Source organism: Vibrio sp. V43_P6S15P86, assembly GCF_009904725.1.
GTDB lineage: Bacteria > Pseudomonadota > Gammaproteobacteria > Enterobacterales > Vibrionaceae > Vibrio > Vibrio diabolicus.
On record NZ_WXWT01000160.1, the window covers coordinates 1 to 12700 of the forward strand.

The 12700-nt window shown below is 43.5% G+C and carries 14 protein-coding genes; 10 read left to right on the forward strand and 4 right to left on the reverse strand.

The features are described from left to right. The first annotated feature begins 60 nt into the window (after positions 1-60). The 10 genes from ccoN to uspE all read left to right on the forward strand — a co-directional run bounded on the left by ccoN (position 61) and on the right by uspE (position 9062). Entirely contained in the window at positions 61-1488 is a 1428-nt protein-coding gene (gene ccoN, locus CAG69_RS07055; RefSeq protein ID WP_005396488.1) for a cytochrome-c oxidase, cbb3-type subunit I, read from the forward strand. 12 nt (positions 1489-1500) lie between these two features. After that, complete coding sequence (gene ccoO, locus CAG69_RS07060; RefSeq protein ID WP_005377475.1) at positions 1501-2121, forward strand: cytochrome-c oxidase, cbb3-type subunit II; 621 nt, start codon at positions 1501-1503, stop codon at positions 2119-2121. A 9-nt stretch (positions 2122-2130) separates the two neighbouring features. Then, positions 2131-2304: a cbb3-type cytochrome oxidase subunit 3 gene (locus CAG69_RS07065; RefSeq protein WP_005396487.1), complete on the forward strand. Its 174-nt coding sequence runs from the start codon at positions 2131-2133 to the stop codon at positions 2302-2304. Beyond that, positions 2304-3278 carry a cytochrome-c oxidase, cbb3-type subunit III gene (gene ccoP / locus CAG69_RS07070; RefSeq protein ID WP_005396485.1) on the forward strand — a complete coding sequence of 325 codons (975 nt, stop codon included), beginning with the start codon at positions 2304-2306 and terminating at the stop codon, positions 3276-3278. Before CAG69_RS07065 ends, ccoP begins: the two co-directional genes overlap by 1 nt. A gap of 105 nt (positions 3279-3383) precedes the next feature. Next, positions 3384-3860 carry a FixH family protein gene (locus tag CAG69_RS07075; RefSeq protein WP_048626394.1) on the forward strand — a complete coding sequence of 159 codons (477 nt, stop codon included), beginning with the start codon at positions 3384-3386 and terminating at the stop codon, positions 3858-3860. 4 nt (positions 3861-3864) lie between these two features. Further along, a complete protein-coding gene (locus CAG69_RS07080) occupies positions 3865-6228 on the forward strand; it encodes a heavy metal translocating P-type ATPase (protein WP_161443419.1) in 2364 nt (787 codons plus the stop codon). Positions 6229-6243: 15 nt separating this feature from the next. Further along, complete coding sequence (gene ccoS, locus CAG69_RS07085; protein WP_005377493.1) at positions 6244-6408, forward strand: cbb3-type cytochrome oxidase assembly protein CcoS; 165 nt, start codon at positions 6244-6246, stop codon at positions 6406-6408. An 8-nt stretch (positions 6409-6416) separates the two neighbouring features. Beyond that, positions 6417-7097 carry a sulfite exporter TauE/SafE family protein gene (locus tag CAG69_RS07090; protein WP_161443421.1) on the forward strand — a complete coding sequence of 227 codons (681 nt, stop codon included), beginning with the start codon at positions 6417-6419 and terminating at the stop codon, positions 7095-7097. 90 nt (positions 7098-7187) lie between these two features. Continuing rightward, entirely contained in the window at positions 7188-7934 is a 747-nt protein-coding gene (locus tag CAG69_RS07095; protein WP_005377497.1) for an FNR family transcription factor, read from the forward strand. 180 nt (positions 7935-8114) lie between these two features. Beyond that, the gene (gene uspE / locus CAG69_RS07100) at positions 8115-9062 is read left to right on the forward strand and encodes a universal stress protein UspE (protein ID WP_046875300.1); all 948 of its coding nucleotides are present in this window, start codon (positions 8115-8117) and stop codon (positions 9060-9062) included. A 136-nt stretch (positions 9063-9198) separates the two neighbouring features. On the opposite strand, the gene ttcA is transcribed toward uspE, so the two are convergent. From ttcA to CAG69_RS07120, 4 genes are all read right to left on the reverse strand, one after another. Then, positions 9199-10092, reverse strand: a complete 894-nt coding sequence (gene ttcA, locus CAG69_RS07105) for a tRNA 2-thiocytidine(32) synthetase TtcA (protein ID WP_005377502.1) — start codon at positions 10090-10092, stop codon at positions 9199-9201. A gap of 199 nt (positions 10093-10291) precedes the next feature. Continuing rightward, positions 10292-10954, reverse strand: a complete 663-nt coding sequence (locus CAG69_RS07110) for a DUF2987 domain-containing protein (protein WP_161443423.1) — start codon at positions 10952-10954, stop codon at positions 10292-10294. 13 nt (positions 10955-10967) lie between these two features. After that, positions 10968-11804 (reverse strand): glucosaminidase domain-containing protein, encoded by an 837-nt coding sequence (locus tag CAG69_RS07115; protein ID WP_145532118.1) that lies wholly within the window; start codon positions 11802-11804, stop codon positions 10968-10970. Beyond that, positions 11797-12594, reverse strand: a complete 798-nt coding sequence (locus CAG69_RS07120; RefSeq protein ID WP_012841829.1) for a hypothetical protein — start codon at positions 12592-12594, stop codon at positions 11797-11799. Before CAG69_RS07120 ends, CAG69_RS07115 begins: the two co-directional genes overlap by 8 nt. Between the last annotated feature and the right edge of the window lie 106 nt (positions 12595-12700).

Sequence of the window (12700 nt, forward strand, 5' to 3'; positions counted from 1 at the left end):
TTACGACGCAAGTCGTGTTGGAAGTAAAAGTGTAGTTAATTAGAAATTGGAAGCATGCAAATGAGCCAAGTAAAGCAGCTTGAACAAAACTACAACTATACAGTCGTTCGCCAATTTACCCTTGTGACCATTTTATGGGGCATAGTTGGTATGGCTGTTGGTGTTTTGATTGCCGCTCAATTAGTTTGGCCACAGCTAAACTTTGATACGCCGTGGTTGACGTACAGTCGCTTACGTCCACTGCATACTAATGCGGTAATTTTTGCGTTTGGTACCAGTGCTCTGTTCGCAACGTCTTATTATGTTGTACAGCGCACATGTCAAACACGTCTTTTTGGTGGCCCACTCGTTGCCTTCACCTTTTGGGGTTGGCAAGCAATCATCCTGGCAGCAGCCATTACTTTGCCTCTCGGTTTAACATCGGGTAAAGAGTATGCTGAGCTAGAATGGCCTATTGATATCGCAATTGCGCTAGTATGGGTATCATATGCGGTGGTGTTCTTCGGCACACTAGTGAAGCGAAACACGTCACATATTTATGTGGCAAACTGGTTCTTCGGTGCCTTTATTATCACAGTAGCAGTACTTCACATCGTGAACAGCATGGCTATTCCTGTGTCACTTGGTAAATCTTACTCGATTTACTCGGGCGCAGTGGATGCGATGGTTCAGTGGTGGTATGGACACAATGCGGTAGGTTTCCTACTGACCGCTGGTTTCCTAGGTATGATGTACTACTTCGTTCCTAAACAAGCTGAACGTCCTGTTTATTCTTACCGTCTATCTATCGTTCACTTCTGGGCACTTATTTCTCTATATATTTGGGCAGGCCCTCACCACCTTCATTATACAGCGCTACCAGACTGGACTCAGTCTCTAGGTATGGTTATGTCGCTGGTTCTATTTGCTCCTTCTTGGGGTGGTATGATCAACGGTATTATGACGTTATCTGGTGCATGGCATAAGCTTCGTTATGACCCTATCCTACGTTTCCTAATCGTTTCACTGTCGTTCTACGGTATGTCTACCTTTGAAGGCCCGATGATGTCGATTAAGACGGTTAACGCACTTTCTCACTACACAGACTGGACCATTGGTCACGTTCACTCTGGTGCGTTAGGTTGGGTTGCGATGGTTTCTATCGGCTCTGTATATCACTTGGTACCTCGCCTATTTGGCCAAGAGCGTATGTACTCTGTTGGTCTAGTTAATGTGCATTTCTGGCTAGCAACAATCGGTACCGTTCTTTACATCGTTGCGATGTGGATCTCTGGTGTAATGCAAGGTCTTATGTGGCGCGCGGTTAACTCTGACGGTACGCTAACTTACAGTTTTGTTGAATCTGTAGAAGCGTCTTATCCGTTCTACTTTGTACGTTTCTTAGGTGGATTTATCTTCCTATCTGGTATGTTCCTAATGGCATACAACACGTACAAAACGGTAAGTGCACCAAAAGAAAGCCTAAAAGCTATCCCACATCCGGCATAAGGAGATTTAAGAATGAGTAATAATTCTAATAATCGCCACGAAATCTTAGAACGTAATGTCGGTTTGTTGGCTATTTTTATCGTGTTTGCTATCAGCTGGGGTGCTCTTGTAGAGATCACTCCTCTGATTTTCCAAAAGCAAACGACTGAACCTGTAGAGAATCTACGTGCTTACACTCCTCTGGAGATGGAAGGTCGTGACATCTACATCCGTGAAGGTTGTAACGTTTGTCACAGCCAGATGGTTCGTCCTTTCCGCTCAGAGACTGAACGTTACGGTCACTACTCTGTCGCCGGTGAGAGTGTTTGGGAACACCCATTCCTTTGGGGCTCTAAGCGTACAGGTCCGGATTTAGCTCGTGTTGGTGGTCGTTATTCTGATGAATGGCACCGCGTTCACCTACTAGATCCTCGTGAGCTTGTGCCTGAGTCAAACATGCCAGGTTTCCCGTGGTTAGCTGAAAACGTTTTAGACGGTAAGCTAACGCAGAAGAAACTTGAGCTATTTCGTGATCAGTTCGGTGTTCCATACACTGATGAAGAGATCGCGAATTCGGCTAAAGAAGTAGAAGGTAAAACAGAGATGGATGCAATCATCGCTTACCTTCAGTCTCTTGGTCATGCAATGAAGTAAGGGGATCATATGGATTTCGGTACAATTCATAGTATTTATACCGTTGTACTCTTCGCTAGTTTTATCGGCATCGTATGGTGGGCATTTAGTAAAAAGCGTAAAGCACGCTTTGAAGAAGATGCCAACTTGGTGTTTGCTGACGAAGAACAAACGACCCCAAATAACCAAGGAGTGAAGAAGTAATGACTACATTCTGGAGTCTCTGGATTATCGTGATTACTGTCGGTACGCTTGTAGGCTGTGCGATTCTCCTAACTTGGTGCGCTAAAGATAAAATGGGCGTCGAGGAAGGGGAAGACATGGGCCACGAGTACGATGGTATTCGCGAGCTAAACAACCCTCTACCAAAGTGGTGGACTTATCTGTTTGTAAGTACATTTGTGTTTGCAGCAGTTTATCTAGCCCTATTTCCAGGTCTAGGTAGCTTCAAGGGCTTTTTAAATTGGCAAAGTTCTGCTCAAACAGTGCGTTCACTGGAAGAGTCAAAAGAAGCCATCGCTAAAGCACAAGAGAACAAGCAACTAAACCAATACGCAAAAGAACTGGATGACGCAGATGCATATTTCGGCGAAGCATTCCGTAAACTTGCGCACAATGATAGTGGTTTGCGCCCAATACCTGAAATTGCGCAAGATCCTGAAGCATTGAAAGTTGGCCAACGTTTGTTTTTGCAAAACTGTTCTCAATGTCACGGCTCTGATGCTCGTGGTCAGAAAGGTTTTCCTAACCTAACTGATGATGCATGGCTATACGGCGGTGAACCAGCTGCAATCGTAACAACCATCATGCATGGCCGTATTGGTCAAATGCCAGCATGGAAAGATGCGCTTGGTGAGCAAGGTGTGCAAGAAGTTGTAAGCTACACACTTAGCCTATCTGGTCGTAAAGTGAATGCTCGTGAAGCAGCGGCAGGTAAAGCACGTTTCGTCGTATGTGCAGCTTGTCACGGTACTGATGGTAAGGGTAACCCTGCAGTCGGTGCACCTGATCTTACAGACCAAGATTGGCTATTTGGCGACTCTCGTGCAGCTGTAACCGAAACCGTAATGAACGGCCGCTCAGGTGTAATGCCCGCGTGGAAAGACATTTTGGGTGAAGATAAAGTTCAGCTCGTTGCCTCTTATGTCTGGAGCTTAAGTAACTCAGAGAGTAAGTAACTGAGATATTAAGTAACATAGCAATAACAGCCCCTTTCATAGGGGCTGTCTTTCCTTTAAATTTAACGCCTTACATTTTTTCATTTAGCTGTTGAGAACTTTTTTATGGTAAAGCCTTGGTATAAACAATTTTGGCCGTGGTTCCTAATCATCCTTCCTCTTACTGTCGTAGTTTGGACTGTGATTACTGTGGTCGTTTTCTCGAACAACTCTGTTTCTTTAGTCGCCGAGGATTACTATAAAAAAGGCAAAGGCATTAACATCGACATTAGTAAAATGAATGTCGCTCGTGACCTAGGTCTTAACGCTGAGATTTCCTCTAAAAATAACAATGTTGTGATTGTTTTCGCTAAAGGGAAGCTATCTCATTACCCTGCTCTAACGGCCACTTTCACTCATCGTACTCTTCCTGATCGTGACTTTACAAAGCTCGTTACGGCGGATGCATCTGGTAATTACCGCCTAACGGCAGAAGAATCTATTCAAGGCCCTTGGTTTGTCGAACTACAACCACATGACCAACAATGGATGATCCAAGGTAAAGTTGAATTTCCAGCCTCGTCAACACCGTTAATGAAGTAAGCATATGTGTGAATCCTGTTATCACTGTGGTGAAGATGTACCAGCCAACACGGATTTTAAAGTTGATATACTCGGTGAATCCCGCAAGATGTGTTGCCCTGGCTGCGAGACGGTTGCTCAAACCATCGTAGACAGCGGCTTAGTATCCTACTATCAATATAGAACTGTGCCTGCGGAAAAAGCAGATTTAGTACCAGAGCAACTCCAAGCTTTAATTCATTATGATAATGAAGATGTACAATCAGAATTTGTGCGAAATCGTGAAAATGTCTCTGAAGTAACTCTTTCTTTAGAAGGCGTTTCATGTGCAGCTTGTGCGTGGTTAATCGAAAAGCAAGTCTCTAATACGGCGGGGTTAGTGTCTATCCGCGTGAATACAACCACTAACCGCGCATTACTAGCCTGGGACAACACTCAGGTGCGATTAAGTGAGCTCCTATCTGTCATTCATAGATTGGGTTATAAAGCCGCACCATTTGAAGCTGATAAGCAAGAAGCCTCTTATCATCGAATGATGAAGCAATACTTATACAGATTAGGTATTGCTGGTTTAGCTACCATGCAAGTTATGATGCTAGCCGTCGCATTGTACCTAGAAGTTTTTGGTGACCTAGAACCGGAGTTTAAAAATTACTTTCGTTGGGTAAGTCTGATCTTTGCTACGCCAGTCCTACTCTACTCTGCTCTTCCGTTTTACTTAAATGCGTGGCGAAGCATCAAAGGCCGAACCCTCGGTATGGATGTGCCTGTCTCGATTGCACTTATTTTTGCCTATGTGGCCAGCTTAATAGCAACCGTTACAGAACAGGGCGAAGTCTTCTTCGAATCGATTTCAATGTTCACTTTCTTCCTATTGGTTGGACGATTTTTAGAGATGCGAGCACGTCGCAAAGCTGCTGCGGCGAGTGGTAACCTATTAAAGTTAATCCCAGCGATCGCCACAACGTTGGATGGCGAGCAAATACCAGTGAAAACTCTTAAAGTTGGAGATCGTATTCGCGTCCTTCCTGGCGAACATATCCCAGCTGACGGCAAAGTTATTTCGGGTCGTATTCATATTGATGAATCCATGCTAACGGGTGAATCCGTCCACGTGGTGAAACGAGAAGGCGATGCGGTTTATGCAGGAACATTAAACGGTGATGAGTCATTTGAGCTAGAGGTCATGAGTTCCAAAGCTGACTCAATGATTTCCAATATCGTGCGTTTACAAGATGAAGCTCAACACTCCAAACCTAAAATCGCAGAAATTGCAGACGTTGTTGCTCGTTACTTTGTTGGAGCGATTCTTATTATTTCTGCTGGTACTTGGTTGTACTGGCATCAAACAAAACCAGATGATGCGTTTTGGATCATGCTATCCGTGTTGGTAGCCACCTGTCCATGTGCCCTATCTCTTGCGACTCCAACGGCTCTCACCTGTGCTACCTCTCGTATGGGAAACTTTGGCATTTTGCTTCGTAAAGGTCATGTGTTCGAGACGCTATGTAAGATCAACCACTTAGTTGTAGATAAAACAGGTACTCTAACGAAAGGCGATATTGAGATCTGTGATACAAAAGTGTTGAGTGATCTTCCAAAAGAAGATTGTCTCTCTCTAGCCGCGGCATTAGAAGCTCATGCAAACCATCCTATCGCTCGCTCTTTTGCAAGTTACGCCAATGATGACTTTGTTGTGTATGAAGTGCAAAACGTGATTGGTTCAGGGATTGAGGGGATCTGGAATGGCAAAGTCGTTAAGATAGGCAGTACGGCTTTTGTTCAAGGCAAGGAAAGCGAAGAAAGCCACGCGGTCTATCTTTCAGTTGATGGCGAGCATGTCGCTAGTTTTTACTACCGCGACCCTATCCGAAAAGAAAGCAAAGCCTTTGTTCAACGTTTTGCTGACGCTGGAATTAAGACAACGCTGCTAACAGGTGACTCTCTCTCAAACGCTCAACCTGTAGCGAATGAAATTGGTATCGATCACGTCGTTGCGTCAGCAAAACCAGAAGACAAACTCGCGTACCTTAAGAGTCTTGATGAAGACAGTATCACTATGATGGTTGGCGATGGCATCAATGACGCACCTACTCTCGCCGGAGCTCACCTTTCTGTCGCAATGGGCGGTGGTACAGATGTCGCTAAAGCTTCTGCTGATATGACGTTACTTGGGGATAATCTCGAAAAGCTACTAGAGGCACGTTTGCTTGCACTGCGTACAAGAAAGATTATTCGAGAAAACTTGGCTTGGTCTTTGGGTTACAACCTGTTAATTTTGCCTTTGGCGGTCGCAGGTTTAGTGGCTCCCTACATTGCAGTAGTTGGCATGTCTGCAAGCTCAATTATCGTTGTATCTAACTCTTTGCGCCTGCTCAAAGAGAAATAAGTAGAGAAAGCAAACATGGAAAGTCTTTATATATTGATCCCCATCGCTATCGTTCTCGTTTGTGTTGCTGTCGCCGTTTTTCTTTGGGCGGTAAGAAGCGATCAGTTTGAAGATCTTGAACGGCAAGGGCACAACATTCTTCTCGACGAAGAAGACCAATCTAATAGTGATAAAAAGTAGCGACCTTTATGACTCCTGACTTTATTGGTGCTTTGATGATCGGCTTAGTAGGAGCCGGTCATTGTATGGGTATGTGTGGTGGTATCGCGTCTCTGCTTACCATGGGCTCTTCTGCTAAAAATAAAACTACCCCTCTTATCCCCCTCTTCTACAACCTCGGACGATTGATCAGTTATACCTTAATAGGTGCATTAGTGGGTGGTGCTATATCAGGTTTATCTGAGCTTAGTGGGTTAACGCATTCTCTTGGTTGGTTAAGGCTGATTGCTGCGTTATTCATGATTCTGGTCGCGCTGTATATTGCTAAATGGTGGCAAGGCTTACTTTTAATAGAAAAGCTAGGGCAGTATCTCTGGCGCTTTATCTCGCCGGCAGGGAAGAGTTTGTTGCCATTAAAGCATCCTCTTCACGCGCTGCCATTTGGCTTTATTTGGGGTTGGTTACCATGTGGCTTAGTTTATTCAGCGCTTACTTGGTCGGCGGTTTCTGGTAGTGCGATGAACGGCGGCCTAATTATGCTTGCGTTTGGACTCGGAACGCTACCTGCAATGATTGTTATTGGATATGGTGCCAATCATTTTCAGAAATTACAAAAATCATTAATATTTAGAAATATTTCAGCATTAATCCTTATTGGCTATGGTACGTATACCGCTGTAGGAGCCTTAGAGTTACTCGGTTTCATATAACGTTAAACTCTATTGAGGTGACATTTTTGCTACCCTTTAGGATTAAGCGATGCTAAAATATTGATGTATATCAAATAGTGAAAGGTTGTTATGATTTCTGAAAAACCTGCAACAAAGCGTATCCAATCAGGCGGTTGCGCCATTCATTGCCAAGATTGTAGCATTAGTCAGCTGTGTATCCCGTTCACTCTGAATGAGGCAGAACTTGATCAGCTTGACCAAATCATCGAACGTAAGAAGCCTATCCAAAAAGGACAAGAGCTTTTTAAGGCTGGTGACGAGCTAAAATCTCTGTACGCTATCCGCTCTGGTACCATCAAGAGCTATACGATCACAGAGCAAGGTGATGAGCAAATCACAGCGTTTCACTTGGCCGGAGACCTAGTTGGTTTCGATGCCATTACAGGTGACTCCCACCCTAGCTTTGCTCAAGCGCTTGAAACGTCGATGGTATGTGAAATCCCATACGAAATTTTAGACGACCTATCAGGTAAAATGCCTAAGCTTCGCCAGCAAATTATGCGTTTGATGAGTAACGAAATTAAAGGTGATCAGGAAATGATTTTGCTTCTTTCTAAAAAGAATGCAGAAGAACGTCTAGCGGCTTTCCTATACAACCTATCAACTCGTTTTTCTCAACGTGGCTTCAGCCCTAGAGAGTTTCGTTTAACGATGACTCGTGGTGATATTGGTAACTATCTTGGTCTTACAGTGGAAACAATCAGTCGCTTGTTGGGTCGTTTCCAAAAATCCGAGATCCTAAGTGTGAAAGGTAAATATATCACTATCTTAGACCACGATGCATTGATGGAACTTGCTGGTGTAACTAAAGAATAATACACCCTAATTATTGATGTAGCTCGAAAATGAGCTACATCATATTTCTCATAAATTCCTTTCGAAAGTCCTCAAAAAGTTCTCCAAACTAAGCTACAGTAAAAATGTACGGTGAGTACTCCAAAATACTGATTTAATTTACATTCAGTATCTGGTTTTGCAATAGAAGTGGGCTTAGTTATGAGTATATACAGTAAGATCCTTGTTGTAGCTGACATCAATAATGATGAGCAGCCCGCACTTGCAAGAGCTGTTCAATTAGCTCAGAAAAGTGTATCTAGAAGCCGAATCACTTTCTTTTTATCCATTTACGATTTCTCGTATGACATGACGTCAATGCTATCAGTGGATGAAAGAGATGCTATGCGTCGAGGTGTCATTCATCAGCGTGAGCAGTGGATGCGTAAAATTGCTCAACCTTATCTAAACGATGGCTTCGACTTTGATGTATGTGTCGTCTGGCACAACCGTCCTTACGAAGCAATTATCGCTGAGGTCTATGCAGGCAACCATGACCTAGTCATTAAAGGTACACGTAAGCACGACGTGTTAGAATCTGTGATTTTCACTCCGACCGATTGGCACTTGTTACGTAAATGCCCTATCCCAGTACTTCTGATTAAAAATGCAGATTGGCCAGAACAAGCAAGCATTCTTGCCTCGGTGCACGTAGGCTCTGAAAATCCAACTCATATTGATCTCAACGATGCTATGGTCGAGCGACTAAAAGAAGTCACCACTCGACTGGATGCCAAACCATACCTTGTTAATGCGTATCCCGTTACACCGGCGAACATTACCATTGAACTTCCTGAGTTTGATCCAACAACTTATACCGATGCCGTTCGAGGTCATCACTTAACTGCGATGAAAGCATTACGCCAAAAACACGGCCTTGATGAAGAGCAAACGATTGTTGAGCAAGGCTTACCTGAAGATGTCATTCCGGCAGCAGCAGAGCGCTTGAATGCTGCAATGGTTATTTTAGGCACCACAGGGCGAACCGGGCTTTCTGCTGTCTTTATTGGTAATACAGCTGAGCACGTGATCGATAAAATAAATTGCGATGTATTGGCTCTAAAACCAAAAGGCTACATTAGTCCTCTTGATCCAAACACAGCAACCTAATCTCTTTATAGCATTGCTATATTGAGCGCTTTCAAACAGACGCTAATAAATTCCCCTAATACAGGGGGATTTTTGTTTGGGGCAGTTAGAGCGTTAGGCACAAAAAAGGAGGTCTAATTGACCTCCTTTTTACGAGTTAGATGTTCGTAACATCGATGAACATTGATTCATCAATATTCGTCGAAGAAACGACAGCCTCATTAAATTCATACTCTTCGCGGTTACCTTCACGATCTAGCGGTAAGTTAACAAAGTCGAACAATTCGCGGTCTGCTAGTTGGCTTGGGCTTACGTTTTGAATTGATTTAAAAATTGCTTCCACACGCCCTGGCGTCTTCTTATCCCATTCAATCAACATTGCTTTTATAGATTGACGCTGAAGGTTCTCTTGAGAGCCACAAAGGTTACACGGAATAATTGGGAAATCCTTGTGCTCAGCGTATTTGATAAGATCTTTTTCACGACAGTAAGTTAATGGGCGAATGACCACGTTACGACCATCATCAGAGCGTAACTTTGGTGGCATTGCTTTAAGGCGAGAGCCGTGGAACATATTCAAGAACATTGTTTCGACGATGTCATCCATGTGATGACCTAGCGCAAGCTTAGTTGCACCAATCTTCTCTGCAAATGAATACAACGTACCACGTCGTAGGCGTGAACACAGACCACAAGTGGTTTTGCCTTCTGGCACCTTCTCTTTGACGACTGAATAAGTGTCCTTATCTACGATATAGTAAGGGATATTCAGTGTTTCGAAATACTCTGGCAGAATGTGCTCAGGGAAGCCCGGTTGTTTTTGGTCTAGGTTTACCGCAACCACTTCAAATTTGATTGGCGCAGCTTTTTGAAGATTCAGCAGGATATCAAGCATCGCGAATGAATCTTTACCACCGCTAATACATGCCATCACAACATCGCCTTCTTCGATCATGTTGTAATCAGTAATGGCATTTCCAACATGTCTTCTCAGGCGTTTCTGAAGCTTGTTGAATTCTAGGGTTTCTTTTCTTGTATCTATTTGGTTCATTGCGGGCTCTCACATCGCCGATAAATCGACTAGGACTTCCTAACATGGGTTTCTTTGGGGCGTGGATTATACGAGCTTTTTACGCAGGATTAAATGCTTGTCTTATTGAGTCTTTAAGAAAAGAGTGTGAAAGATACTTTAGTTACGGTCACAAATGAAAAAAGAGCCGCAATTGCAGCCCTTTCTAAACTCTCAGTGTTCACTTCTTTGCGTTAGGCAGATAAGGCAGCACTCGCATCGTCGGTTCTGGTAGTGTCATTGTGCCACCTTGCCCTATTTCACTTAGTGCGACTTGTATCTTGCCATTGACAATTGGCTTTTCGGTTCCGTTTGAGAAAATCACTTTATCATTCAGTTGATTTGCAAACTCCATCGTCACACCTTGAACTTCAGGTGTAAACCAACCCGCAAACATACCGCCTAAATCTTCCAGCATCGTCTGCATTTGAGGTAGAAGAGGCTTAAGTTGCTCGTAAGAAACGTTACCCTGTAATGGTTCTTTGGTCATCACGACAAGTGAGTAATCGCAACGAGTATCTTTTGGAGTATCGACAAAAACCAACGGATTCGCTGACTTTAAGTTTTTATCGATTGGCAGAGGCAACTCTTGTGAGGCAGGGATAACAAACTCTTCATAGTGCTCTTCTTTTTCCATCCAAGCTTTTTCTATTGTACAAATTTGCTTGGTTTTCGCATCCACAAAGAAGACACCAACTTTCACGTCGTCATGCCCTTCTTTATTGTTGTTTTTGAGTTGGGTGTATAACTTCGAGTACGTGAACATGTACTCTTGAGCTTGGGTTATTGGCGATACAAGAATTAGCGCCGCACTTCCCAATAGACTTAGGCTTAACTTTTTCATTTTATCCGTTATTTTATTGTGTCCAGTAGGCGTTATTATGACGAATCATCGCGCGAAGATCGTGTACATAAGCAATGCCACGTTCAGAATATGCTAGCAATCCATGAGTTAGCTCTGACGCCGTTGCGACCGATAACAGGTCTTTGTTCTTTTCGGCTAGAGAAGCTCTGATTTCACGCAGTTCAGCATACGCTGGGTTTCGATTAACATTCATAAAGTAGCCATGAACCGACTGCTGTACAGAATCGAATTTTTCAACTTCATGAGCTTTGCCTGCGCCACGTTGCGCAGGAACAATTCCACAGCCCTTTTTATAACACCATTGGCCGAACAAGTTGTTTGCTTGAGTAGCAAAACGAGAAGTGCCCCACGCAGATTCATTTGCCGCTTGAGTTAGAACCAGCGCTTCTGGTAAGACGTTCACTCGCACAAGCATTTCACCCAACCACGCGTGATCGACTTTGTTGTCGCTCAAAGGCAAAGAATACAGAGCTGCTAGCCTCTGAGCGTACTCTTCTTGCTCTTGAGTGATTTGTCCCACCTTTAAAGAAGTAAGAAACGCTCGCTCATGACGAATTCGTTGATTCTCAAGTGCTATTTTAGGCCTTAAGAAATCAAAAAACGCCGCTTTTTTCTCTTTAGTGTCTTTTATTGCGTTGAAGTCAGGGATATCACCAATGTATGGCAAATGAGATAAATCGACATGCTTAATTGTCCCGGACAGCACATCAGGATTCTCAACATATTTAAACTGTTGCTCGTAGTGTAAATACGGTCCAATGGAAATGAAAGTGGCGGCTATACAGGTAGCCGCCACTCGTAAACTTATTGATTTTAAAGAATTAGGCATCAAACACCTGTGAGTTACCATCGTGATCATTGTCGTTTTTCTGTGTTGCAACGATCTTGAGCTTAATTCCAAACATTTCGCGGTAGAGTATGCCTTTCAAATGAAAGAAGAATGGCAACACAAAAATCAAGCCAATACCGTAGAACATCGCTGCGACAATAAACATCAACATCACGCCTAAGTAAAGCCCTGCGACAACAAAAATCTTCTTGTTGATAGCGCGAAGTGATAACAGTAGCGCCTGCATTGGTGGCACTCTTTTTTCACAAATCAACAAGATAGAGTGACTAAACGCTAAAGAAAGATACAAGGACAGTAGAGGGAAGATCATACCAACTACGCCTTGCAGCATTAGGCTCATCAGCGTTGCTAGGATCACGGGAATAGTAAACTGCAGCCCTTTGCCTACATGACGCAACTTAGTCTTTAGGCCCGCGATATGGCTCATCGCCATCAAGCTGATCCCTGCATAAATTGGGGCGCTGATCACCTCATAACTAAAGTTCGCGACATAAATAGAAGACACAATATCGTTAGTGAATGATTCTGGATTCTCAAATGCATCAAGAATAACGGTCAGATCACCCAACTGCAGTTGTAACGCGATATAGAAAATACCTAACTGGACAAAAAGCAATACAATAATAGCAGGAGAAAAGGATAAAAAGTGCTGGATGGTTGCTCGCCAAGCTTCATTGAAAACAGCCCCAGCTTTAAGCTCGTAGTTGCCAGACAAAGCTCGCTCTACACTCCCCCCAAGATTGAAATCTTTCTCAAAATCGTCGTTCATAGTTTATCCAAGATTAACTTGTAAAATTTTCACTGGAATTCCAGTCAATTAATGTGGCCGTTATTATAAAGAAATCTTTCCACATCTAACATCACAACTCACGTAC